Here is a 22,903-nt window from a genome sequence, read left to right on the forward strand (position 1 = left end):
ACCGGGCGGCGCCGGCCATCGGTGTGACCAGCCCAACCGACGGGCCAGGCTAGCCTTGCTGGACCGGTCGCCGGAATTGCGTCACACTGGTGTTGTGAAAATCCCGTCTGCAGCGGCAGCAGCCGCAGTGTCGACTCACGACGGTCATACCCGTCGTGCTGTCGTGCAGCTTCTGCTGGAGTCCGGGCCGATCACCGCGGGCCGGATCGGCGAGCGGTTGGGGCTGTCGGCTGCCGGTGTGCGCCGTCACCTTGACGCGCTGATCGACGCCGGCGAGGCGGAGTCGGTTCCCGCTGCGGCCTGGCAGCAGATGGGACGCGGCCGCCCCGCGAAGCGCTACCGGCTGACCGCGGCCGGCCGCGAGAAGCTGGAACACGCCTACGACGACCTGGCGTCGGCAGCCATGCGACAGCTTCGGGAAATCGGCGGTGACGACGCGGTGCGCACGTTCGCCAGGCGGCGTATCGACGCAATCTTGTCCGAGGTGCCCGCGGCCGGCAGCCACGCCGACGCCGACCTCGAGGCGACGGCCGGGCGGATCGCCACTGCGCTGACCAAGGCTGGCTATGTAGCCACCACCACACGAGTGGGTGGGCCGATTCAGGGCGTGCAGATCTGCCAGCATCACTGCCCGGTTTCCCATGTGGCCGAAGAGTTTCCGGAGTTTTGCGAAACCGAGCGGCAGGCCATGGCCGAAGTGCTCGGCACCCACGTGCAGCGGCTGGCGACCATCGTCAACGGAGACTGTGCTTGCACCACCCATGTGCCGCTGACCAGTACCGTCGAGCAGCTCAAGCGATTACCCGTCGGCGCCCAGCCCGCGCCGAAACCCACGAGCATCAAAGGAGCGTCGCTATGACCATTGAGGCCACCAAGACCGGTGGGCCGACCGCCGAGCCGCTGACCCAGCAGGAGGCGATCGCTGCGCTGGGCCGGTACGGCTATGGCTGGGCGGACTCCGACGTCGCGGGCGCCAGCGCTCGGCGTGGGCTCTCCGAAGAAGTGGTCTGCGACATCTCGGCGAAGAAGAACGAGCCGGAATGGATGCTGGAGAACCGGCTGAAGGCACTGCGCATCTTCCGACGTAAGCCGATTCCGACGTGGGGTTCAGACCTCAGCGGTATCGACTTTGACAACATCAAGTATTTTGTGCGCTCGACCGAGAAGCAAGCAGCCTCCTGGGATGACTTGCCAGAAGACATTCGTAACACCTACGACAGGCTGGGCATCCCGGAAGCCGAAAAGCAGCGGCTGATTGCTGGCGTAGCCGCGCAATACGAGTCAGAGGTTGTTTACCACCAGATCCGGGAAGACCTTGAAAAGCAAGGAGTTATCTTCCTCGACACCGACACCGGACTGCGTGAGCACGAGGACATCTTTAAGCAGTATTTCGGCACGGTGATCCCGGCCGGAGACAACAAGTTCTCCGCGTTGAACACTGCAGTGTGGAGTGGCGGGTCGTTTATCTACGTCCCGCCAGGTGTGCACGTCGATATCCCGCTGCAGGCCTACTTCCGGATCAACACCGAGAACATGGGCCAGTTCGAGCGGACGCTGATCATCGTCGATGAGGGTGCGTACGTCCACTACGTGGAAGGCTGCACTGCGCCGATTTACAAGTCGGATTCGCTGCACTCGGCGGTAGTGGAGATCATCGTAAAGCCCGGTGGCCGTTGCCGTTACACCACGATCCAGAACTGGTCGAACAACGTCTACAACCTGGTGACTAAGCGCGCGCGCGCCGAAGCCGGCGCCACCATGGAATGGATCGACGGCAACATCGGCTCCAAGGTCACGATGAAATACCCCGCGGTGTGGATGACCGGCGAGCACGCCAAGGGTGAGGTGCTGTCGGTGGCGTTCGCCGGCGAGGGTCAGCACCAGGATGCCGGCGCCAAGATGCTTCACCTGGCGCCCAACACGTCGAGCAACATCGTGTCCAAGTCGGTGGCCCGCGGCGGCGGCCGCACCTCCTACCGCGGCCTGGTACAGGTGAACAAGGGCGCCCATGGATCGCGCTCCAGCGTGAAATGCGATGCGCTGCTGGTGGATACGATCAGCCGCAGCGACACCTACCCCTACGTCGACATCCGCGAGGACGACGTCACGATGGGGCATGAGGCCACCGTGTCCAAGGTGAGTGAGAACCAGCTCTTCTACCTGATGAGCCGCGGGCTGACCGAGGACGAGGCGATGGCGATGATCGTGCGCGGCTTCGTCGAGCCGATCGCCAAAGAGCTGCCGATGGAATACGCGCTGGAGCTCAACCGGCTGATCGAGCTGCAGATGGAGGGTGCTGTCGGATGACGGCTCAAGACCTGACCGTCGAGGTATCGCCAGCAGGGTCGTCACTCACCGCACTGAATAAGGGAGAGCTGTTCGCGTCGTTCGACGTCGACGCCTTCGAGGTTCCCGGCGGCCGCGACGAGATCTGGCGATTCACCCCGCTGCGGCGGTTGCGTGGCCTGCACGACGGCTCAGCACCGGCCACGGGGACTGCGCAGGTCAGCGTCGCCGAACAGCCCGGTGTCACCGTGGAGACCGTACGCCGCGGCGACGAGCGCCTCGGCCAAGGCGGCGTGCCCGCCGACCGGGTTGCCGCGCAGGCCTTTTCGTCGTTCAACGCCGCGACGCTGGTCACCGTGGAACGCGGCGCGGCGCTGCAGACACCGGTTGAGATAGCGGTCACGGGGCCGGGCGAGGGAGCGACGGCCTACGGGCACCTGCAGATCCGGGTCGACGAACTCGCGGAGGCGGTTGTGGTGATCGACCAGCGGGGCAGCGGAACCTACGCCGACAACGTCGAATTCGTCGTCGGCGACGCTGCCCGGCTCACCGTGGTCTCGATCGCCGACTGGGCCGACGCCGTCGTACATGTGAGCATGCACCACGCCGCGCTCGGAAAAGACGCGGTGCTACGCCATGTCGCGGTCACTCTCGGTGGTGACGTGGTGCGGCTCACGGGCAGAGTGCGGTTCGATGCCCCCGGCGGTGACGCCGAGCTGCTCGGACTGTACTTCGCCGACGACGGCCAGCACCTAGAGTCGCGGCTGTTGGTGGATCACGCCCACCCCGACTGCAAATCCAATGTGCTCTACAAGGGTGCGCTGCAAGGGAATCCAGACTCCGGCAAGCCCGACGCGCACACCGTGTGGGTGGGCGACGTGCTGATCCGCGCCGCGGCCACCGGCACCGACACCTTCGAAGTCAACCGCAACCTGGTGCTCACCGACGGGGCGCGCGCAGACTCGGTGCCCAACCTGGAGATCGAAACCGGCGAGATCGTCGGTGCCGGACACGCCAGCGCCACTGGACGATTCGACGACGAGCAACTGTTCTACCTGCGTTCCCGCGGTATCCCCGAAGAGCAAGCGCGCCGGCTGGTGGTGCGCGGCTTCTTCGGCGAGATCATCGCCAAGATCGCAGTGCCCGAGGTGCGCGAGCGCCTGACCGCAGCCATCGAACACGAACTGGCCATCACGGAGAAGACGACAGCCTCATGACCACTCTGGAAATCAAAGACCTACACGTCAGCGTCACCGACCCGTCGGACGGCGAACGCGAAATCCCGATTCTCAACGGCGTCAACCTGACCGTCAGTTCCGGCGAAACCCATGCCGTGATGGGCCCGAACGGCTCCGGCAAGTCAACGCTCTCGTACGCGATTGCGGGACACCCGAAGTACAAGGTGACATCCGGGTCCATCACGCTCGACGGTCAGAACGTGCTGGACATGAGCGTCGACGAGAGGGCCCGCGCCGGGCTGTTCTTGGCCATGCAGTACCCCGTCGAGGTGCCCGGCGTGTCGATGTCGAACTTCCTGCGCAGCGCCGCCACCGCGGTCCGCGGCGAGGCGCCGAAGCTGCGGCACTGGGTCAAAGAGGTCAAGTCCGCAATGGATGCCCTCGACATCGACCCGGCCTTCGCCGAACGCAGTGTCAACGAAGGCTTTTCCGGTGGCGAGAAGAAGCGTCACGAGATCCTGCAACTCGGCTTGCTCAAGCCCAAGATCGCGATTCTCGACGAGACCGACTCCGGTCTGGACGTCGACGCGCTGCGCGTGGTCAGCGAGGGCGTGAACCGCTACGCCGAAGAGGTCCATGGCGGCATCCTGTTGATCACCCACTACACCCGCATCCTGCGCTACATCCAGCCGCAGTTCGTGCATGTCTTCGTCGGCGGACGGATCGTGGAATCCGGCGGCCCCGAGCTAGCAGACGAGCTTGACCAGAACGGCTACGTGCGCTTCACCCAGACAGCGACCCAAACGGCGGCCACGGGGGCTTGACCATGGAGACGTCGGTGACTCCGCTCGATCTGACCGCGATCCGCGCCGATTTCCCCATCCTCAAGCGCGTGATGCGCGGCGGAAAACAGTTGGCCTACTTGGATTCCGGTGCGACGTCGCAGCGTCCGGTCCAGGTGCTCGACGCCGAGCGTGAGTTTTTGATCACATCCAACGGCGCGGTCCATCGCGGCGCGCACCAGCTGATGGAGGAGGCCACCGACGCCTACGAGCAGGGCCGCGCCGATGTCGCCGCGTTCGTGGGCGCCGACGCCGACGAGCTGGTGTTCACCAAGAACGCCACCGAAGCCATCAACCTGGTGTCCTACGTATTGGGCGACGCGCGCTTCGAGCGCGCGGTCGGACCCGGTGATGTCATCGTCACCACCGAGCTGGAGCATCACGCGAACCTGGTTCCGTGGCAGGAGCTGTCCCGCCGGACCGGCGCTACGCTGCGCTGGTACGGCGTCACCGACGATGGCCGCATCGACCTGGATTCGTTGCAGCTCGATGAACGGGTCAAAGTCGTTGCGGTAACGCATCACTCGAATGTGACCGGTGCACACGCCCCGGTAGCGGAGCTGGTGGCCCGGGCCAAGGCGGTTGGCGCGTTGACCGTGCTCGATGCTTGCCAGTCGGTGCCGCACCGAGCGGTTGACTTCCATGGACTCGATGTCGACTTCGCCGCCTTTTCCGGCCATAAAATGCTGGGCCCCAACGGGATCGGCGTGCTGTACGGCCGTCGCGACCTCCTCGCCGAGATGCCGCCGTTCCTCACCGGCGGCTCGATGATCGAAACCGTCACTATGGAGGCCACCAACTACGCGCCGCCCCCGCAGCGGTTCGAGGCCGGCACCCCGATGACTTCCCAAGTGGTCGGACTTGCGGCGGCGGCACGCTATCTGCAAGCGATCAGGATGGATGCCGTCGAGGCGCACGAGCGCCAGCTGGTTTCGGCCACGATCGAGGGCCTGTCGGGCATCGACGGCGTGCGTATCATCGGGCCGACATCGATGCACGACCGCGGATCGCCGGTGTCTTTCGTGGTCGACGGTGTCCACGCCCATGACGTCGGACAAGTGCTCGACGACGAGGGCGTCGCCGTTCGGGTCGGGCACCACTGTGCGCTGCCGTTGCACCGCCGCTTCGGCTTGGCGGCCACCGCGCGGGCGTCGTTCGCGGTCTACAGCACCGTCGACGAGGTCGACCGACTGGTCGCCGGGGTGCGCCGCGCCGTGGAGTTCTTCGGGGGAGCGTGACCGTGCGCCTGGAGCAGATCTATCAGGACGTGATCCTCGATCACTACAAACATCCGCAACACCGCGGACTGCGTGAGCCGTTCGCCGCGGAAGTGCACCACGTCAACCCTATCTGCGGCGACGAAGTCACCTTGCGCATCGCGTTGTCCGACGACGGCGAGCGGATTGCCGACGTCTCCTACGACGGACAAGGTTGTTCGATCAGCCAGGCGGCTACCTCGGTGCTCACCGAGCAGGTGATCGGTCAAGACGTGGGACAGGCGCTGAAGACCGTCACCGCGTTCACCGAAATGGTGTCTTCGCGCGGAACCATCGATCCAGACCCGGATGTTCTCGGCGACGGTGTCGCGTTCGCCGGGGTCGCGAAATACCCGGCGCGGGTCAAATGTGCACTGCTGGGCTGGATGGCATTCAAAGACGCGCTGGCACAGGCGATATCAGGCTTCGAGGAGGTTAACGATGAGCGAAACCGCAGCACCGGATAACGAATTGCTCGCCGACGTCGAGGAGGCGATGCGAGACGTCGTCGACCCCGAGTTGGGTATCAACGTCGTCGACTTGGGGTTGGTGTACGGCCTGAACGTCGAACACAGCGACGAGGGCACGGTGGCGCTGATCGACATGACGCTGACCTCGCCGGCCTGCCCGCTGACCGACGTCATCGAAGACCAGTCGCGCACCGCGCTGATCGGCGCCGGACTGGTCGACGAGCTGCGCATCAACTGGGTGTGGAACCCCCCTTGGGGCCCAGACAAGATCACCGACGATGGCCGCGAACAGCTGCGGGCGCTCGGCTTTACTGTGTAATCGTTGACCGGGGTCAGGCGGTTTGGATGCTGCACCAGGTCCTGGTCACGTAGTCCTCGAGCATCGCGTCGCGGGTGGGCCATGCGTACGTGGTTGTCAACCGCCGCCGCCGCGCAGGTGTTCCACACTCCGATGAGGTTCACGTCGACTACGGTGCGCCAATGGTCGAGAGTCGTTCTGTCCCAAGGAGCAACTGTCGGCACACCCGCGTTGGCAACCGCCGCGTCTAACCCGCCGAGCTCACTGACGCCGTCGTCGACCGCTGAGCGTAACGCCGCCTCGTCGCGAACATCGACCACTCGCCTCACGCACCGGCAGCCGTAAGCGCTGACCAGTTGCACCGTTTCGGCCAGGTCTTACTCAGTGGCTAACGAGTATTCGACCTGGGGCAGCGACTGGCAGATGTCGAGGAGAATGAGGTCTGCACCCTCCTCAGCGAGCCGCACCGCGTGGCTGCGCCCGGAGACCGCGCGCAGCGCCCGTGATCAGCACTCGCTTGCCAGCAACCCGTCCTGTGGGTGATGTCGGCACTGTGGCGCTCCTCTGGTGGGGTGGTGACGGGTTAGGCTGGCGTGGCGCTCAACAACCTCTAGCGCAAGGTCCGGCCGTTCCCAGCGCTGCGCTCGTCCATTGCCGGCAGCGCTGGTGCGAGCAATGCGTTCTTTTCTACCGGTCGTGATTGACCGAAGTCAATCACTGGTTTAGCGCGCAGTCGACCGGGCGGGCGCTCATAGTCTCAGCAGGCGCTCGGCGTTGAGGTGCGCGATCTTTTCCTTGTCCGCGTGGTTGATCGGCATCTGATCGAGAAATTGCCGCGCGGCTTTCATGCCGGCGTAGGGATAGTCGGCGGTGAAGACGATCCGGTCAATCCCTATCACGTTGGTCATGGCCAGAAAGGCATTGAAGGACAAACTCCAACTTGGGTCCATCGCGCCGGGGTCTTGAGTGAAGAAATCGCCGGCGAGGATGCCGCCGTAGAAGTTTTCCCGCAGGTATTCCTTGACGGTGCGCCTCAGTCCGCTCTCATCCACGGGAAACGAGTAGTCCGCGCGCCATCCCATCCAGCTCAATGCTTCGAAGTGGTGACCAACGATGATCTGCAGCCGGGGAAACCGGTCGAACACGCCGCCCAGGATCAGGCGAAGGCAGTGAATACCGGTGTCGATGTGCCAGCCGACTCCGGCGGCCGACAACCTCGCCGAGATCTTCGGTTCGAAGCCACGGTAATAAGCGTCGATTACCGATTGCGGCGGAACGGTGGGATGCAAATATACTGGCACGCCCAGCCTTTCGGCGCACTCGAACACCGGCCAAAAAAATGCGTCATCAAGATAGCGCCCTTTGACGTGGCCGTTGATCAGGGCGCCCACGAAGCCGTGCTCACGGACGACACGCTCGAGTTCTCTGGCGGCTGCCGTCGGGTCACGCATTGGCAGGGTGGCGAAGCCGCGGAATCGGTCGGGGTGTTCGGTGACCGCAGCTGCAACAGCATCATTGGCCTGCGCCGAAAGCTGCACTGCTACCGACGGCTCTAGGGTCTCGGGGCCCGGGACACTGTGCGAGAGGATTTGCACATCGACGCCTGCGGCGTCCATTGCGGCGATTCGCCCCCCACCCAGATCGTTGATGCCCGGAGGCCATTCGCCTTGCGAGCCGGTGCCGCCGTAACCGGCCTGCTTCAGTAGCGCGGTTCCCGACGTGATCGGGTCCTTCTCGTGCTCGTCGGATATCGCTGGCAGTTTGTAATGCTCTTCAAAAGCGATGACCTTCATGACATCTCCTTCGTGCCTGGCTGCCGCGGATTGTCCGACGAGGGCGTCACGCGCTCGACCTATCATCACCGCAAATGGCGGGGTGAGACGATGGCGAACTCGAACAAAAATATTGGCAATCGTCAGAACTGATTCGGCGCCTGTCGGACAATGCGGCCTGCCGGGGGATACAGTCGAGGTCGACCGCTTTGCGTCCAGTTGCTCATCGCCGTCAGTCCGGCGTTGGCAGGTACAGCACGACACGAAGGGCCACACCGTGCCCGAGCACCCCACCGTCGGCGTCGAGGAAGAGTTCCTCTTGATTGGCGCCGACAACGAACCAGCGCCGGCCAATCGGTCGGTCGCTGATAAGGCGCGTGCGCGTGGCGTCGAGCTGCAGCTCGAATTGACCACGTGCCAGGTCGAAACGACGACCGGTGTCTTCGCCACCAGCGGTGAGCTTCGCGACGAACTGCTGCGGTTACGTCGGATTGCCGCCGACGCCGCCGGGGCGTGCGATGTGCGGCTGTTGGCGATCGGGTTGCCGCCCTACCTGTCGCAGGAGTTCCCGGTGACCGACACGCCGCGTTACCGCCAGATCGGCGATAGGTACGGCATGCTGGCCCGAGAACAGGGCGTGTGCGGATGTCACGTTCATGTCGAGGTGCCCGACCGGCAATCGGCCGTCGAAGTGAGTAACCGGCTGTTGCCCTGGTTGCCGCTACTGCTCGCGTTGACCGCGAACTCGGCGGTGTACCGCAACGCCGAGACCGGCTATGCCAGCTGGCGCAGCATCTTATGGGGCCGTTGGCCCGCCGCGGGACCGCCGCCGTTTTTCGACTCGGTTGACCACTACGACGACACGGTCCGCATGCTGATCGATACCGACACCGTGCTCGACGACGGAATGATCTATTGGGACGTTCGTCCATCGGCGAGATATCCGACGATCGAGGTACGGGTAGCCGACGTGCCGTCGACGGTGGCCGAGACGGTGCTGCTGGCCACCCTGGTTCGCGCCGCTGTCATGACCGCATTGGACGAGATGCGGTGCGGGGAACCCGCTTTGCGCGTTCCCGCAGACGTATTGCGTGCGGCTTACTGGAAAGCCGCGCACGACGGGCTCGACGGTCAGGCGATGGACCTTGCCGGCGACCGCAGATTGGTGCCGACCCGGCGGCTATTGATCGATTTCGTCGACCGCATCGCACCGGCCTTGCACTCACTCGGCGAACACAAGCGGGTGATCTCGGAGCTAGCTCGCCTGAGCGAAGAAGGCAACGGCGCCATGCGGCAACTCCGGGCTTGGCGCATGCGCGGCGACCCCGCCGACGTCGTCGCCGCCGCCGAGCAGGCGACGCTTGCCTGAGGCCGAGCTGGGGCCAACCACCGGCGGCGCCTGGTGTGTTCTGATCATGAAGATTGTGATTCTTCTGCATACGTCGCCTCGCTGCATACCGTTCCCGGGTGGCATTGAACCTTGACACTGTCCAGGCCCCCGTATTGCGACCTGTATCGGCGACTTTCACGCAGGCGCTCTTCGTCGCAGTGACGGCCGGACTGGGCTATGGCTTCGACTCCTACGCGGTGAACATCTAGAGCCTCGTCCTGCCGGAAATCAAGAAGACGTTGCATATCCCGACGTCCAGGCCAAAGTAGAGGGCGGTGCTGCCAAGCCGCAGCTTTGGCAGCCTCCGGGTGTGCGGCGACGCCTGGTCGCGGGCTGGCTCATCTACACCGCCAACGCAGTCGGCTACTGGGGTATGACGCTGTTTCTGACGACGTACATCGTCAAGAAGTTCCACGCAGCCCCAATCGAGGCGATTCGCTACGCGCTGGTGTTCTTCCTGCTGCAAGCTGTGTTCGCTTACCTGGGAACTGCTCTGGCTGACTGGGTCGGTCGGCGACCGTCGGCGATACTGGCCGGGATCATCGAAGTCATCTCGACCGTCCTGGCGGCCGCGTCTGATTCGCTGCACGATTACCAGGTGTTCGGCGCCGTCGCCATTGCCACGCTCGGCTGGCTGTGGGGCGTCGGCGATACCTACATCGCCGAACTGTTCCCAACTATTTTGCGCGGCACCGGGTTTGGCATCGCCGTCGGCGGCGGCCGCATCGTGTCGATCGCGGCGCCGACCATCGTCGGGTGGGCCATCACCCGGTACGGGCTCGAGACGCCCTACCTGGCGCTCGGCGGTCTCTGGGCGTTGACGTTGGCCGGTTACCTCCTCGGGCCGGAGACGAAAGGCAAGGAACTCGAAGACCTCGCCGAGGAAGCGCTGACAGAGGATCTCGCAGCGCTCAAGAGATAGGCCGGGGCGGTAGTCACTGCCATGGCAGGTCGCTGTTGTCGCCGCGCCAGCGCGAAGGCGGAATCATCGGGGCACCAAGCAATCCCGATGCATCGACATGACGCAGAGCGGCGTCGAGGTGCCGGCGCATGCGATGCTCGGCCTTCTGCGCGTCGCCCGCGGCGATCGCGTCGGCAATCGCACGGTGTGACTTGGCCGCTTCTTCGCGGTCGTACTGGGTGATGTCCTGTTCGGCGGCGGCCCAGCGGACCGCCTGCTCGACAGCGGCCAGAACCGTTGTCAGGATCGGGTTTCCGCTTGCTTGCACGAGAAGCTCGTGAAATTCGTGATAGCCCGCTCCATCCGGCGCGATACCGCGCTCGGCCACTTCGGCAAGGGCGGCCTTCTGCTGCGCAGAAGCGTGCTGGGCGACGTGCGCCGCCGCAGCCGGTTCAAGCAATTTGCGGAACGCCAGCAGATCACCCCACGTCGCGCCGGTGAGGGTGAGCAACTGCACCAGCGAGCGGGCCACCCGCTCAGGCTCGGGGTGACGGATGCGCACACCGCTGCGTCCCTGGCTGGTCGTGGTCAGACCTTCGGCGTCGAGCAGCCGCAGCGCTACTCGCACCGTTTCGCGGCTGACCCCGAGCTGGCTGATCAGCTCACTTTCGGTCGGCAGCGAATCGCCCGGCGCGAGTTCGCCGGACAGGATCTGGCGGCGCAGGCTGGCGGCGACAACGTCGGCGGCCCGAGAGGTCCGAAAAGACTTTGCCGTCGTCACATCACTTAGTATACTAAGTCGCCATGGTCACGGTACCGAATGCCGCGGTGCTGACGGGAGCGTTCCGGCCGATGCGGTTCGAGGCGACCGTCGAGGACTGCATCACGACGTTCGGCGAGATTCCTAAAGAACTTTCCGGCGGCTTCTATCGGGCCGGCCCGACGTTCAAACGGCCCACCAAGCAGGGCGCCAACGGGCTGTTGGCCATGGACGGCATGGTTCAGGGGCTGACGTTGGACAACGGGCGTGCGGATTTCCGCAACCGCTGGATCCGCACTCCGAAATACGTGCTCGAGGAGCGTCACGGCCGCGGCATGTTCTGCTGGGCCGACGGCGAATGGAGCGACTGGCGCAACATCGGCTTCGGGCCTGCCGTCCGCGACCAGCACACCCGCGGAATCCCGCAGGGCACCAACAACATCAATTGCTTTCCCTTCGGCGGCCAGATCCTTGCCTCCGGCGAGCAGGGCAGCCCGCCGATCGCGCTGGATCCGATCACGCTCGAAACCCGCGGGGTGGTGCCGTGGTCGCCGCAGTTGTCGCGCGGGATCTTCGACCTAGCGTGCTACGGCGACGCGGCGTTCACCGCGCACCCGAAGTGGGACAGCGCCACCGGCACGCTGTACGGGTGGGCCTACAGCAACCGTCGACCATACGTCACCGTGCATGTGGTGCGACCCGATGGAGCTGTGATCTCACGCGAGTTGACAGATGCGCCGTATTGCTGCGAAGTCCACGACATGTGGCTCACCCAAGACTGGATGGTGCTGCCGTTCCAGGGCTTCGCGTTCGATCCCGACCGGATCGAGCGCGGCCTGTCTGTGCAGCACTGGGATCCGCATCTCCCGATCATCCTTGCTCTGGTGCCACGCGACGACGTCGAACACGGCGAAATACGGTGGATCACCGCAGAAATCGGGCCACAGTACGTCATGCACACGCTGGCCGCCAATGTCGTCGACAACAGGCTGACCTTGGATGGCCCGGTCTTCGAACGGCCACCGTTTCCGCTGGACATCGACCGGTTCGAAGGCCAGGACATCGCCTTGTTCTTCAACCTCGCGCGCAGCACGCTCGGCCGCTGGACGGTGGATCTCGACGAGGGGAGCGTCAAATCGGAGTTGCTCGGCGACCGGCCGTGCGAGTTGCCGAAAGTCGACGAACGCTACTACGGCCGGGGGCACAAGTGGGGATACTTGATCGGCGGCGATGCCAAGGGCCAAGGCATGCGTATGCACAGCCTCGTCGTCCGCGACATCGACACCGGCCGCGAGCAGGAGTACCGGCTGCGCCACGACCGCCCGGCCCTGGTGATGGAGCCGACCTTCGTACCCCGCACTCCCGAGGCGCCGGAGGGCGACGGCTACCTGGTAGTGCCGGTGTCGCGGTGGGCCGAAAACCTCGGTGAATACGTGATTTTCGACACCGACGACATCACCGCCGGCCCGATCTGCCGCATCGAGATCCCATTCCTGCTGGGCTTCACTCCCCACGGGCACTGGATGGACTTCCGTTGACCCCGACCGCATTCTTGAGCGACGCGGAAGAAACCGAACTGCGCGCTTCGGTTCACGGGATCGTCGCCAAATTCGGCAACGCGTACTTCACGCACTGCAGCGAGACCCTGCAGCATCCCACCGAGGTGTGGGACGCGCTGGCCGCCGGCGGCTTCGTCGGCGTGAACCTGCCTGAGCAATACGGCGGCGGCGGAATGGGACTGACCGCGATGAACGTCGTCGCCGAAGAGGCCGCCGCAGCGGGCTGCCCGCAGATCATGTTGATGATCTCGCCCGGCATCGTCGGCAGCTTGCTGGGACGACACGCCACCCATGAGCAAAAACAGGAGTGGCTGCAGCCGATGGCCGCCGGCACAGTCAAGATCGCGTTCGCGATCACCGAACCCGACGCCGGCTCCAACACCCACAATCTCGCCACGAGTGCCCGCCGCGACGGCGACAAGTACTACATCAGCGGGCAAAAGACGTTCATCACCGCCGCCGACCAAGCCGACGCGCTGCTCGTCGTCGCCCGCACCGGCACAGATACAGCCGGGCGCGCTCAGCTGTCGCTGTTGCTGGTCGACCGCGAGACTCCTGGCATCGAGATGCACCGCATACCAATGACGTTCGAGATCACCGACAAGTCGTTCACGGTGTTCTTCGACAACGTTGCGGTTCCGGCGGATCGGCTGATCGGCGGCGAAGGCAACGGATTACGGGTCGCGTTCGACGGGATGAATCCCGAGCGGGTCATCATCGCCGCGATCTGCAACGGCGTCAGCCGATACGCACTGGACAAGGCAGTCGGCTACGCCCGCGAACGACGTGTCTGGGACGTGCCAATCGGCGCACACCAGGGCGTCGCACATCCCTTGGCCGAAGCCAAGGTTGCGCTGGAAGCGGCCCGGCTCATGACCCGGCACGCCGCGGCGAGCTACGACGCGGGCGCCGACGCCGGTGAGGCCAGCAACATGGCGAAATTCCTGGCCGCCGACGCCGCCATCCGCTGCGTCGACCAGGCCATCGAAGTGCACGGCGGCAGCGGATTCACCCGAGAAGTCGCGCTGGCCAACATGTATGAATTCGTCCGGCTTTTCAAAACCGTGCCGATCACCCGCGAGATGGTCCTCAACCACGTTGCTACGCACAGCCTCGGGCTGCCGCGATCGTACTGAGCCCTCTAATGGTGGTGGTGCGGCAAGTGAGGCAACGGGATGTGGAAATGCGGGCGGCCCATCGGTGGGCAGGCCTGCAGCTCGATCGTCGTCGCCTGCACGACGCCGCCGTTGTCCGGCCCTTGGGCCGCCAGGCACTTACCCTGCGTGATCGCTTGCGTATTGCTGGGTAGCTGCTTGACGTACGTAGTCGTGTTGGTGACGGTCACCTTCGTCTGCGGGGTTTTTCCGCCCGTCGTGGTGAGCGTGATGGTGTTCCCGGAGACAGAGCCGACCATTCCGTAGACCCCGGGATTCTCTGCTGGTGCACCGGGGGAGGTGGGTGACGGTGTGCTTGCCGCCGTCGGGCGCGGCAGGCACTTGCCGTCGACGGCCGGACTGATCGTCACAGATTGGGCGGTGACGCCACCAGCGGCTTGAGCGGTCTCTGGGGTGGGCTCGACGTCGGCGCAACTACCGACGGTGACATCGCTCAACTGAGCCGAACTGACCTCGGTGACCGTGGTCGACGGCGAAAAGTTCACGGTCGCTGTTCCGCTCCGTAGCCGGAGGTGAATCGTGTTGCCGGACACCGACGAGACCATGCCCTCGACGTTGCCGATGCCCTCGTTCGGTGGCGGCGCCGGCGTGGGCGCAGATGTCGTCGGGTGCGCCGATGATGTTGGCTTCCCTGTGGTTTCGCTGCCGGGGCTCTTCGATGTGCCGCACGCAGCCGCCGCTAACGCGGTGACCGCGCTGACCGCGAGGATCACGAGTGGCCTCAGCTGAGGCTTGGTCGGGGTGGCAGACATCGATGTCTGGTGTCATCCTTCGGGGCCGAGGCGGCCCGCATCGTCGGCGGCTAGTGGCCGTGGTGATTGCCGCCCGGCTGCGGGCACTTGCCGTTGTTGGCCGGTTGAAGCGTAATGGTCGTGGCCTGCAGCGTTCCGCCACCATCCTTGGTGCCCCGCGCCGTAATGCATTTACCCTGAGCGATTGCTTGACCGTCGGTTGTTGTCTGCTTGGTGTATTTGGTCTTCTCGGTCACGGTGACGGCCGTCTGCGACGCTGCGCCGCTGGCATCGTTGCTCGTGACGTTGATGGTGTTGCCCGTGACTGACGCCACGGTGCCGTTGATCCCCCGGTTCTTCGCCGGTGCAGCGGACGACGGCGGTGTGGCGGACGAACCTGCTTGCGCCTTGGGTTGCGGGCACTTGCGGTCGACGGGCGCGCTGACCCGCACCGACTGAGCAGTCACCGCACTTCCTGCCGGAGCAGTTTCCGGCGTGGGGTGCACGCTGACGCAGCTTCCGGCGGTGACGTCAGTCAGCTGGGCGGGGGTGACTTCCACGACCTTGGTGGAAGGCGTGAAGTCGACGGTGGCGTTCCCGCCGGACTGGGTGACCTGAATCGTGCTGCCCGACACCGATGCGATCAGACCGGCGACGTGGTCGGTGCCTTTGGCGTGCGCCGGCGCTGCGGACGAACTCGTCGGGCTGGCAGACGGGCTGGTGGCGTTGTTTCCCTTGTTCGATGTGCCGCACGCGGCGACCGACAACGCGGTGGCTGCGACGGCCGCAAACATCACGAACCGGGCCAGTGCCGTGGGCAAAGGAAAAGACATCGGCGTTCTCCGATCTTTGCGTAAGCGGATGGCCGCAACAGACCTCCGTGGCGGCGGCGCACTTCACGATCGCCGGTTTGGCTGACGATCTGCTGGTGTTCGGGTGAAAGGTTGCTGTGTGTTGGCTGTACTGCTCGCGCACCCCCGAATGGTCAGCCGCGAATCGACCGACCCCGACCTTCGGGCCATCCCGGCTGCAGAGTGTCGACCGTGTGCGGAAACGTATCGCTGACGCCGACGTGCAGGTGCTCGATGTGGTAGATCGCTTCCTCCAGCAAAGCGGCGACATGGCTGTCGTAGAGCCGGTAGACGATGTGGCGCCCGCTGCGGTCTCCGGCCACCAAACCAACGTTGCGCAACAGCCGGAGCTGGTGGGAAACGGCGGGCTGCTCCATACCGACTGCAGCCGATAATTCCGTTACCGAACAAGGTGATTGCCGCAATCGGGTCAGGATGCGCAGGCGGTTCGGGGAAGCCAGCGCCTGCAGCGTTTCGGCAACTTTCACCGCCGCGACGGGATCGAGAACCGGAGGTGCGGTCCGGCGCTTCGCCCCCTGAGCCATCTGCAAATTCAACCACACAGCAGGCAATATCACCGATATATGTAGACCTCGACATGTCTTCACCTATAATCGTGGGTGCCGCCAAATGCAGCGCGAACCAGTCACGGGGGGTTGGCTGGAGATGCTGACGGTGGCGATGGACGGCGGCGGCCACTAGAGGGGGGTGGCCGCCGCCGACTTTGCAATCACGGGAACATTGCGGCAGCTCACCGCGTTGGGCAAGAGGTGACTACTCGAGACCTCACCGCTGCAGACTTCAACGACACGATCGCCGACAACGACATCGTCCTCGTCGACTTCTGGGCCTCCTGGTGCGGACCCTGCAAACAGTTCGCGCCGACTTTCCAGGCGTCCTCGGACAAACACCCGGACGTCGTGCACGCCAAGGTCGACACCGAGGCGGAGCAGCAACTGGCAGCGGCCGCCCAGATCCGTGCCATCCCGACGTTGATGGCGTTCAAGAAGGGCAAGCTGGTGTTCAACCAGGCCGGCGCTCTGCCACCGCCCGCGCTGGAAGACTTGGTGCAGCAGGTCAAGGCCTTCGACGTCGACGCCGCCATCGCCGAGCAGTCCAAACCTGACCAGGTCTGAGCGGCGGCACGCGATAGCGTGCACTCCGTGAATTCCCAGACTGGCTTTGTCCGTGTTGAACACCCGCGGCCGCACGTCGCGCTGATCACCCTCAATCGGCCGGAGCGCATGAACTCCATGGCCTTCGATGTCATGGTGCCGCTCAAAGAGGCTCTGGCCGAGGTCACCTACGACAATTCCGTGCGGGTTGTCGTGTTGACCGGAGCGGGCCGGGGCTTCTCCTCGGGCGCCGACCACAAGTCGGCAGGGCAGGTGCCACACGTCGAGGGGCTGACCCGGCCGACCTACGCGCTGCGCTCCATGGAACTGCTCGACGACGTGATCCTGGGGCTGCGCCGGCTCCACCAACCCGTGATTGCCGCAGTTAACGGCGCCGCCATCGGCGGCGGGTTATGTCTGGCCCTGGCCGCCGACATCCGGGTTGCCTCGACCAGCGCCTACTTCCGGGCCGCCGGCATCAACAACGGGCTGACCGCAAGCGAATTGGGCCTGAGCTATCTGCTGCCCCGGGCCATCGGCTCCTCGCGAGCGTTCGAGCTGATGCTGACCGGTCGCGACGTCGACGCCGAAGAAGCCGAACGCATCGGGCTGGTGTCGTATCGCGTGCCCGACGAGCAGCTGCTGGACACGTGCTATGCGCTGGCCGAACGGATCGCGGCGTTCTCGCGTCCCGGAATCGAGTTGACCAAGCGCACACTGTGGAGTGGACTGGACGCCGCTAGCCTGGAAGGGCACATGCAGGCCGAGGGTCTCGGACAGCTGTTCGTTCGTCTGCTCACCTCCAACTTCGAGGAAGCGGTTGCCGCGCGGGCTGAGAAACGGCCTCCGGTGTTCACCGACGACACGTGACGGGCGTCGCGCCCATTAACAAGGAGACTGATCGTGATCACGGCAACGGACCTCGAGGTCCGCGCTGGGGCGCGTATCTTGCTCTCCGCTGACGGGCCCGCCTTGCGGGTTCAGTCCGGCGACCGCATCGGGCTGGTCGGACGCAATGGTGCCGGCAAGACCACCACGTTGCGCATCCTGGCGGGGGAGACCCAGCCATACGCCGGATCAGTAACCCGCAGCGGCGAGATCGGTTATCTGCCGCAAGATCCCAAAGAGGGTGACCTCGACGTGCTGGCCCGCGACCGCGTGCTCTCCGCCCGAGGACTGGACACGCTGCTCACCGAGCTGGAAAAGCAGCAGGCGCTGATGGCCGAGGTCGCCGATGACACCGAGCGCGACCGCGCGATCCGCCACTACGGCCAACTCGAGGAGAAGTTCGCCGCGCTGGGCGGATACGGCGCAGAAAGCGAAGCCGGGCGTATCTGCGCAAATCTCGGTTTGGCCGAACGCGTGTTGCATCAGCCACTGCGCACGCTGTCCGGCGGTCAACGTCGCCGAATAGAACTGGCCCGCATCCTGTTCGCCGCCTCCGACAACGGCTCTGCCACCACCTTGCTGCTCGATGAGCCGACCAACCATCTCGACGCCGATTCGTTGGGCTGGCTGCGGGATTTTCTGCGCACACACACCGGCGGGCTGGTGGTGATCAGCCACAACGTCGACCTATTGGCCGATGTCGTCAACCGGGTGTGGTTTCTGGACGCGGTGCGCGGAGAGGTCGACGTCTACAACATGGGTTGGCACAAATACCTCGACGCCCGCGCCACCGACGAGCAGCGTCGGCGGCGCGAACGGGCCAACGCCGAACGCAAAGCCGCTGCGCTGCGCACTCAAGCCGCCAAGCTGGGCGCGAAGGCCACCAAAGCCGTTGCAGCGCAGAACATGCTGCGACGCGCCGATCGGATGATCGCTGCGCTCGACGAAGAGCGGGTGGCCGACAAGGTGGCCCGGATCAAGTTCCCGACCCCGGCAGCGTGCGGGCGCACTCCGTTGGTGGTTACCGGTTTGACCAAGACCTATGGATCGTTGGAAGTGTTCACCGGCGTCAACCTGGCCATCGACCGCGGCTCCCGGGTTGTGGTGCTGGGGCTCAACGGCGCCGGCAAGACGACGCTGCTGCGGCTGTTGGCCGGAGTCGAGAAACCCGACGCGGGAACGCTGCAACCCGGGCATGGTTTAAAAATCGGCTATTTCGCGCAAGAACACGACACGCTCGACGACGCGGCCACGGTGTGGCAGAACATCGTCCATGCCGCACCGGATTCGGGCGAGCAGGATCTACGCGGACTGCTCGGGGCGTTCATGTTCAGCGGTGCGCAGCTCGAGCAAGCGGCCGGCACGTTGTCCGGTGGAGAAAAGACGCGGTTGGCTTTGGCCGGGCTGGTGGCGTCGACTGCCAACGTATTGCTGCTGGACGAACCAACCAACAATCTCGATCCCGCGTCCCGCGAACAGGTGCTCGACGCGCTGCGCAGTTACACCGGCGCGGTGGTGCTGGTGACGCACGACCCGGGGGCGGCCGAGGCATTGGACCCGCAACGGGTTGTGCTACTGCCCGATGGCACCGAGGACTATTGGTCCGACGAGTACCGGGACCTCATCGAATTGGCTTGAGCGACAGCAGGGATTTTCGGCCAAAACTGCCGCGCCGCTGACAGTTGCTTCCTACGCTATGCCTAATCCGGGTGACCGCGGGAGGGCGCCGATGAGGAAAACGAAGAAGACACGCGAGCAGCTGGTCGCCGAGTTGCGCAATGCATACGAGGGCGGAGCAAGCATCCGGAAACTCGTGGCTTCCACTGGCAGATCGTACGGGTCCATCCACAGCATGCTGCGCGAATCGGGTACCACGATGCGCAGCCGCGGCGGACCCAACCACCGCACCCGGGCCCGGTAACGCTCAGCCCTGGCGCACCGAGCGTTCGACCAGGTCCAGGACTGCGGTGAGCCGCAACGGGTCTTCACCGGCAGCCAGCCGCGCCACCAACCCGTCCAGAACCAGGTCTAGGTAACACTGCAGCACGTCGCTGGGTACGTCGTCGCGCACGCGACCCGCCTGCTTTTGTCGGCGCAGCCGTTCGGTTGTCGCCGCCGCCAATTCTGCTGAGCGTTCTCGCCATCCGCGACTGAAGGCAGGGTCGTTGCGGAGCTTGCGGGCGATCTCCAACCGCGTGGCGAGCCAGTCGAACTCCTCCGGCGCGGCAAGCATCTCGCGCATCACCTGGATCAGACCTTCACGAGAGGCGACTGCGGCCATGCGTTCGGCGTCCTCGCGGGCCAGCTCGAAGAACAGTGTGTCCTTGTCCCGGAAGTGGTGAAAGATCGCGCCCCGCGACAATCCGATCGCCTGTTCCAGCCGCCGTACGGTCGCCTTGTCGTAACCGTATTCGGCGAAACAGCGGCGAGCACCGTCGAGGATCTGACGGCGGCGGGCCGCCAGATGGTCCGCGCTGACCTTGGGCACGGATGCACCCGAGCTAGTTGGACTTCAGCATGTTGCGCAGCACGAACTGCAAGATCCCGCCGTTGCGGTAGTAGTCGGCCTCGCCGGGCGTGTCGATGCGCACCACAGCGTCGAACTCGACCGCGTTGCCGTCGTTTTTGCTGGCTTTGACGTGCACCGTCTTCGGGGTCTTGCCGTCGTTGATCGCTTCGATACCGGTGATGTCGAACACCTCGGCGCCGTCCAGACCCAGCGACTGGGCGGACTTGCCTTCCGGGAACTGCAGCGGAATCACACCCATGCCGATCAGGTTGGAGCGGTGGATCCGCTCAAACGACTCGGCGATGACCGCCCGAACCCCAAGCAGCGCAGTGCCCTTGGCCGCCCAGTCCCGAGACGACCCGGAGCCGTACTCCTTGCCGCCCAGCACCACCAGCGGAATCCCTTGAGCCGCATAATTTTGCGCCGCATCGTAGATGAACGCCTGTGGAGCGCCTTCCTGAGTGAAGTCGCGGGTGTAGCCGCCCGCCACGTCGTCCAGAAGCAGGTTGCGTAGACGGATGTTGGCGAACGTGCCGCGGATCATTACCTCGTGGTTGCCGCGGCGCGAGCCGTAGGAGTTGTAGTCCTTGCGCTGCACTCCGTGGTCGTCGAGGTATTGCGCCGCAGGCGTGCCGGGCTTGATGCTGCCGGCCGGTGAAATGTGGTCTGTGGTCACCGAATCGCCCAGCAGTGCCAGCACCCGCGCGCCGGTGATGTCACTCACCGGCGCCGGCTCGGCAGCCATCCCCTCGAAATACGGCGGCTTGCGCACATACGTCGAATCCGGATTCCACTCGAAGGTGTTGCCGCTCGGCGTCGGTAGATTGCGCCACCGCTCGTCGCCTTTGAACACGTCGGCGTAGTTCTTGACGAACATCTCCTGGTTGATGGCGGAGGCGATGGTGTCGGAGACATCTTTTTGCGACGGCCAGATGTCGCGCAGGAAGACGTCGTTGCCGTCCTTGTCTTGGCCCAGCGGCTCGGTTTCGAAGTCGAAGTCCATGGTGCCGGCCAGCGCGTAGGCGATCACCAGCGGCGGTGACGCCAGGTAGTTCATTTTGACGTCGGGGTTGATGCGGCCCTCGAAATTGCGGTTGCCTGACAGCACGGCGGCAACCGACAGATCGTTGTCGTTGACCGCCTTGGAGATTTCCTCGGGCAGTGGCCCGGAGTTGCCGATGCAGGTCGTGCAGCCGTAGCCGACCAGATAGAAGCCGAGCTTCTCCAGATATGGCCACAGCCCGGCGTTCTCGTAGTAGTCGCTGACCACTTGCGAACCCGGGGCCATCGACGTCTTGACCCACGGCTTGGACGTCAATCCCTTTTCGACGGCGTTGCGGGCCAGCAGCGCCGCGCCCAGCATCACTTCGGGGTTGGAGGTGTTGGTGCACGACGTGACGGCGGCGATCACCACCGCGCCGTGGTCGAGTACGAACTCGCCCAGTTCGTCTGACTTGACCCGCACGGGGTTGCTGACGCGGCCTTTGGCGCTAGCGGCAGCCGAGTGCACCGGGGCGCCGTTGGCGTCGTTGGACGACAGCGACGCCGGATCGCTGGCCGGGAACGTCTCGTCGACTGCTTCGTCGAGCTTGGAGTACTCCTTCTTCTCCGGGTCGTCGCCGACGTAGCTCGGAATCTGCTCGCGGAACGTGCGTTTCGCGTCGGCCAGGGCGATGCGGTCCTGCGGACGCTTCGGCCCGGCGATCGAGGGGACGACGTCGGAAAGGTTGAGCTCGAGGTATTCGCTGTACGCGGGCTCGTGGGCGGGGTCGTGCCACATGCCCTGTTCCCTGGCGTACGCCTCGACGAGCGCAAGCTGCTCCTCTTTGCGCCCGGTGAACCGCAGGTAGTCGATGGTTTCCTGATCGATCGGGAAAATGGCTGCGGTGGAACCGAATTCGGGGCTCATGTTGCCCAGCGTGGCCCGGTTGGCCAGCGGCACCTCGGCCACGCCTTCGCCGTAGAACTCGACGAACTTGCCGACTACACCGTGCTTACGCAGCATCTCGGTGACGGTGAGCACCACGTCGGTGGCGGTGACTCCCGGCTGGATTTCACCGGTCAGCTTGAAGCCGACCACCCGCGGGATCAGCATCGACACCGGCTGACCGAGCATCGCGGCCTCGGCCTCGATGCCGCCCACACCCCAGCCCAAGACGCCGAGCCCGTTGACCATCGTGGTGTGGGAGTCGGTGCCCACGCAGGTGTCGGGGTATGCAGCTATCTCTCCCGCGCCGTCTGCGCGGGTCATCACGACGCGGGCCAAGTATTCGATGTTGACCTGGTGCACGATGCCCGTGCCCGGCGGCACCACCTTGAAGTCGCGGAAAGCGCCCTGGCCCCAACGCAAAAACTGGTAGCGCTCGCCGTTGCGCTGGTATTCGAGCTCGACGTTGCGCTCGAAAGCGTCGGCGCGGCCGAACAGGTCGGCGATCACCGAGTGGTCGATCACCAGATCGGCCGGTGCCAGCGGATTGACCCGCTCGGGGTCGCCGCCGAGCTCTGCGATCGCCTCACGCATGGTCGCCAGGTCGACGATGCAGGGCACCCCGGTGAAGTCCTGCATCACCACTCGTGCCGGCGTGTACTGGATTTCGACGCTGGGCTCGGCTTTGGGATCCCAGTGTGCGATCGCGTTGATGTGCTCCTTGGTGATGTTGCGGCCGTCCTCGTTGCGGAGCAGGTTTTCGGCCAGGACTTTGAGGCTGTAGGGGAGCTTCTCGGTGCCGGGTGCCGCGTCGAGGCGGTAGATCTGGTAACTGTTGTCCCCGACTTTGAGGGTGTCGCGGGCTCCGAACGAATTCACCGACTCTGTCGTCACATCAACTCCCGAGATTTAGTTCTCCACCGCCGACGGGCCGTGCCGGCGATCCGGTCCCACTTTAACAGTACGCTTGTCCTGCAATGGGCTGCGGTCCTGCG

22 protein-coding genes and 2 pseudogenes are annotated in these 22,903 nt (G+C 64.9%); 16 read left to right on the forward strand and 8 right to left on the reverse strand.

What is annotated here, in order from left to right; genetic code table 11:
• Positions 1 to 55: 55 nt before the first annotated feature.
• From G6N15_RS18560 to G6N15_RS18590, 7 genes are read left to right on the forward strand one after another with little or no spacing between them, the layout of a single operon-like run.
• A complete protein-coding gene (locus G6N15_RS18560) occupies positions 56 to 859 on the forward strand; it encodes a helix-turn-helix transcriptional regulator (RefSeq protein ID WP_083085904.1) in 804 nt (267 codons plus the stop codon).
• Complete coding sequence (gene sufB / locus G6N15_RS18565) at positions 856 to 2,307, forward strand: Fe-S cluster assembly protein SufB (protein ID WP_083085906.1); 1,452 nt, start codon at positions 856 to 858, stop codon at positions 2,305 to 2,307. The genes G6N15_RS18560 and sufB overlap by 4 nt, the downstream gene beginning before the upstream one ends.
• Entirely contained in the window at positions 2,304 to 3,503 is a 1,200-nt protein-coding gene (gene sufD, locus G6N15_RS18570) for a Fe-S cluster assembly protein SufD (RefSeq protein ID WP_083085908.1), read from the forward strand. Before sufB ends, sufD begins: the two co-directional genes overlap by 4 nt.
• Entirely contained in the window at positions 3,500 to 4,288 is a 789-nt protein-coding gene (gene sufC, locus G6N15_RS18575) for a Fe-S cluster assembly ATPase SufC (protein ID WP_083085910.1), read from the forward strand. Before sufD ends, sufC begins: the two co-directional genes overlap by 4 nt.
• 2 nt (positions 4,289 to 4,290) lie before the next feature.
• Positions 4,291 to 5,544, forward strand: a complete 1,254-nt coding sequence (locus G6N15_RS18580) for a cysteine desulfurase (RefSeq protein WP_083085913.1) — start codon at positions 4,291 to 4,293, stop codon at positions 5,542 to 5,544.
• Entirely contained in the window at positions 5,541 to 6,029 is a 489-nt protein-coding gene (gene sufU, locus G6N15_RS18585) for a Fe-S cluster assembly sulfur transfer protein SufU (protein WP_083085916.1), read from the forward strand. The genes G6N15_RS18580 and sufU overlap by 4 nt, the downstream gene beginning before the upstream one ends.
• On the forward strand, positions 6,004 to 6,351 hold the full coding sequence (locus tag G6N15_RS18590) for a metal-sulfur cluster assembly factor (RefSeq protein ID WP_083085919.1): 348 nt from the start codon (positions 6,004 to 6,006) through the stop codon (positions 6,349 to 6,351). The genes sufU and G6N15_RS18590 overlap by 26 nt, the downstream gene beginning before the upstream one ends.
• Before the next feature lie 104 nt (positions 6,352 to 6,455).
• Here the strand turns inward: G6N15_RS18590 and G6N15_RS18595 are convergent.
• Together G6N15_RS18595 and G6N15_RS18600 are read right to left on the reverse strand one after the other, a co-directional pair.
• A pseudogene (locus G6N15_RS18595) lies at positions 6,456 to 6,843 on the reverse strand (SDR family NAD(P)-dependent oxidoreductase); the annotation flags it as partial.
• Positions 6,844 to 7,079: 236 nt separating this feature from the next.
• Entirely contained in the window at positions 7,080 to 8,123 is a 1,044-nt protein-coding gene (locus tag G6N15_RS18600; RefSeq protein ID WP_083085921.1) for an amidohydrolase family protein, read from the reverse strand.
• Positions 8,124 to 8,379: 256 nt separating this feature from the next.
• On the opposite strand from G6N15_RS18600, the gene G6N15_RS18605 reads away from it, so the two are divergent.
• The 3 genes and pseudogenes from G6N15_RS18605 to G6N15_RS18610 form a co-directional block, all read left to right on the forward strand.
• Complete coding sequence (locus tag G6N15_RS18605; protein ID WP_139797720.1) at positions 8,380 to 9,471, forward strand: glutamate--cysteine ligase; 1,092 nt, start codon at positions 8,380 to 8,382, stop codon at positions 9,469 to 9,471.
• A gap of 98 nt (positions 9,472 to 9,569) precedes the next feature.
• Positions 9,570 to 9,701, forward strand: coding sequence for a hypothetical protein (locus G6N15_RS23860; RefSeq protein ID WP_372506497.1), 132 nt, complete (start codon positions 9,570 to 9,572; stop codon positions 9,699 to 9,701).
• A gap of 50 nt (positions 9,702 to 9,751) precedes the next feature.
• A pseudogene (locus G6N15_RS18610) lies at positions 9,752 to 10,414 on the forward strand (MFS transporter); the annotation flags it as partial.
• A 13-nt stretch (positions 10,415 to 10,427) separates the two neighbouring features.
• On the opposite strand, the gene G6N15_RS18615 reads toward G6N15_RS18610, so the two are convergent.
• Complete coding sequence (locus G6N15_RS18615) at positions 10,428 to 11,174, reverse strand: FadR/GntR family transcriptional regulator (protein ID WP_083085927.1); 747 nt, start codon at positions 11,172 to 11,174, stop codon at positions 10,428 to 10,430.
• Between the two features lie 23 nt (positions 11,175 to 11,197).
• Here G6N15_RS18615 and G6N15_RS18620 point away from each other — a divergent pair, with 23 nt between their 5' ends.
• Positions 11,198 to 12,691 carry a carotenoid oxygenase family protein gene (locus tag G6N15_RS18620; RefSeq protein WP_197910672.1) on the forward strand — a complete coding sequence of 498 codons (1,494 nt, stop codon included), beginning with the start codon at positions 11,198 to 11,200 and terminating at the stop codon, positions 12,689 to 12,691.
• Positions 12,688 to 13,848 carry an acyl-CoA dehydrogenase family protein gene (locus G6N15_RS18625; protein WP_232070275.1) on the forward strand — a complete coding sequence of 387 codons (1,161 nt, stop codon included), beginning with the start codon at positions 12,688 to 12,690 and terminating at the stop codon, positions 13,846 to 13,848. Before G6N15_RS18620 ends, G6N15_RS18625 begins: the two co-directional genes overlap by 4 nt.
• Before the next feature lie 5 nt (positions 13,849 to 13,853).
• Here the strand turns inward: G6N15_RS18625 and G6N15_RS18630 are convergent, their stop codons facing one another.
• The 3 genes from G6N15_RS18630 to G6N15_RS18640 form a co-directional block, all read right to left on the reverse strand.
• Complete coding sequence (locus G6N15_RS18630; protein ID WP_083085932.1) at positions 13,854 to 14,639, reverse strand: hypothetical protein; 786 nt, start codon at positions 14,637 to 14,639, stop codon at positions 13,854 to 13,856.
• A 50-nt stretch (positions 14,640 to 14,689) separates the two neighbouring features.
• Entirely contained in the window at positions 14,690 to 15,451 is a 762-nt protein-coding gene (locus G6N15_RS18635; RefSeq protein WP_232070276.1) for a DUF5666 domain-containing protein, read from the reverse strand.
• A gap of 152 nt (positions 15,452 to 15,603) precedes the next feature.
• Positions 15,604 to 16,014: an ArsR/SmtB family transcription factor gene (locus G6N15_RS18640; protein WP_083086070.1), complete on the reverse strand. Its 411-nt coding sequence runs from the start codon at positions 16,012 to 16,014 to the stop codon at positions 15,604 to 15,606.
• 225 nt (positions 16,015 to 16,239) lie between these two features.
• Here G6N15_RS18640 and trxA point away from each other — a divergent pair, with 225 nt between their 5' ends.
• The 4 genes from trxA (at position 16,240) to G6N15_RS18660 (ending at position 19,393) form a co-directional block, all read left to right on the forward strand.
• Entirely contained in the window at positions 16,240 to 16,605 is a 366-nt protein-coding gene (trxA, locus tag G6N15_RS18645) for a thioredoxin (RefSeq protein ID WP_083085940.1), read from the forward strand.
• Positions 16,606 to 16,632: 27 nt separating this feature from the next.
• Positions 16,633 to 17,454: an enoyl-CoA hydratase gene (locus G6N15_RS18650; protein ID WP_083085942.1), complete on the forward strand. Its 822-nt coding sequence runs from the start codon at positions 16,633 to 16,635 to the stop codon at positions 17,452 to 17,454.
• A 33-nt stretch (positions 17,455 to 17,487) separates the two neighbouring features.
• On the forward strand, positions 17,488 to 19,110 hold the full coding sequence (locus tag G6N15_RS18655) for an ABC-F family ATP-binding cassette domain-containing protein (protein ID WP_083085945.1): 1,623 nt from the start codon (positions 17,488 to 17,490) through the stop codon (positions 19,108 to 19,110).
• Positions 19,111 to 19,201: 91 nt separating this feature from the next.
• Entirely contained in the window at positions 19,202 to 19,393 is a 192-nt protein-coding gene (locus G6N15_RS18660) for a helix-turn-helix domain-containing protein (protein ID WP_083085948.1), read from the forward strand.
• A 3-nt stretch (positions 19,394 to 19,396) separates the two neighbouring features.
• Here the strand turns inward: G6N15_RS18660 and G6N15_RS18665 are convergent, their stop codons facing one another.
• Positions 19,397 to 19,960, reverse strand: coding sequence for a TetR/AcrR family transcriptional regulator (locus G6N15_RS18665; protein ID WP_083085951.1), 564 nt, complete (start codon positions 19,958 to 19,960; stop codon positions 19,397 to 19,399).
• 13 nt (positions 19,961 to 19,973) lie between these two features.
• Complete coding sequence (locus G6N15_RS18670; protein ID WP_139797722.1) at positions 19,974 to 22,802, reverse strand: aconitate hydratase; 2,829 nt, start codon at positions 22,800 to 22,802, stop codon at positions 19,974 to 19,976.
• Positions 22,803 to 22,903 lie beyond the last annotated feature (101 nt).

The sequence above is a fragment of the Mycobacterium noviomagense genome, assembly GCF_010731635.1.
In the GTDB taxonomy this organism is placed as follows: Bacteria; Actinomycetota; Actinomycetes; order Mycobacteriales; family Mycobacteriaceae; genus Mycobacterium; species Mycobacterium noviomagense.

Bases quoted from the DNA above. Each gene is read 5' to 3' on its own strand.
- sufB (WP_083085906.1), top strand. From the start codon at position 856: ATGACCATTGAGGCCACCAAGACCGGTGGGCCGACCGCCGAGCCGCTG.
- sufD (WP_083085908.1), top strand. From the start codon at position 2,304: ATGACGGCTCAAGACCTGACCGTCGAGGTATCGCCAGCAGGGTCGTCA.
- sufC (WP_083085910.1), top strand. From the start codon at position 3,500: ATGACCACTCTGGAAATCAAAGACCTACACGTCAGCGTCACCGACCCG.
- G6N15_RS18580 (WP_083085913.1), top strand. From the start codon at position 4,291: ATGGAGACGTCGGTGACTCCGCTCGATCTGACCGCGATCCGCGCCGAT.
- G6N15_RS18590 (WP_083085919.1), top strand. From the start codon at position 6,004: ATGAGCGAAACCGCAGCACCGGATAACGAATTGCTCGCCGACGTCGAG.
- G6N15_RS18600 (WP_083085921.1), bottom strand. From the start codon at position 8,123: ATGAAGGTCATCGCTTTTGAAGAGCATTACAAACTGCCAGCGATATCC.
- G6N15_RS18620 (WP_197910672.1), top strand. From the start codon at position 11,198: ATGGTCACGGTACCGAATGCCGCGGTGCTGACGGGAGCGTTCCGGCCG.
- G6N15_RS18630 (WP_083085932.1), bottom strand. From the start codon at position 14,639: ATGTCTGCCACCCCGACCAAGCCTCAGCTGAGGCCACTCGTGATCCTC.
- G6N15_RS18635 (WP_232070276.1), bottom strand. From the start codon at position 15,451: ATGTCTTTTCCTTTGCCCACGGCACTGGCCCGGTTCGTGATGTTTGCG.
- G6N15_RS18640 (WP_083086070.1), bottom strand. From the start codon at position 16,014: ATGGCTCAGGGGGCGAAGCGCCGGACCGCACCTCCGGTTCTCGATCCC.
- G6N15_RS18660 (WP_083085948.1), top strand. From the start codon at position 19,202: ATGAGGAAAACGAAGAAGACACGCGAGCAGCTGGTCGCCGAGTTGCGC.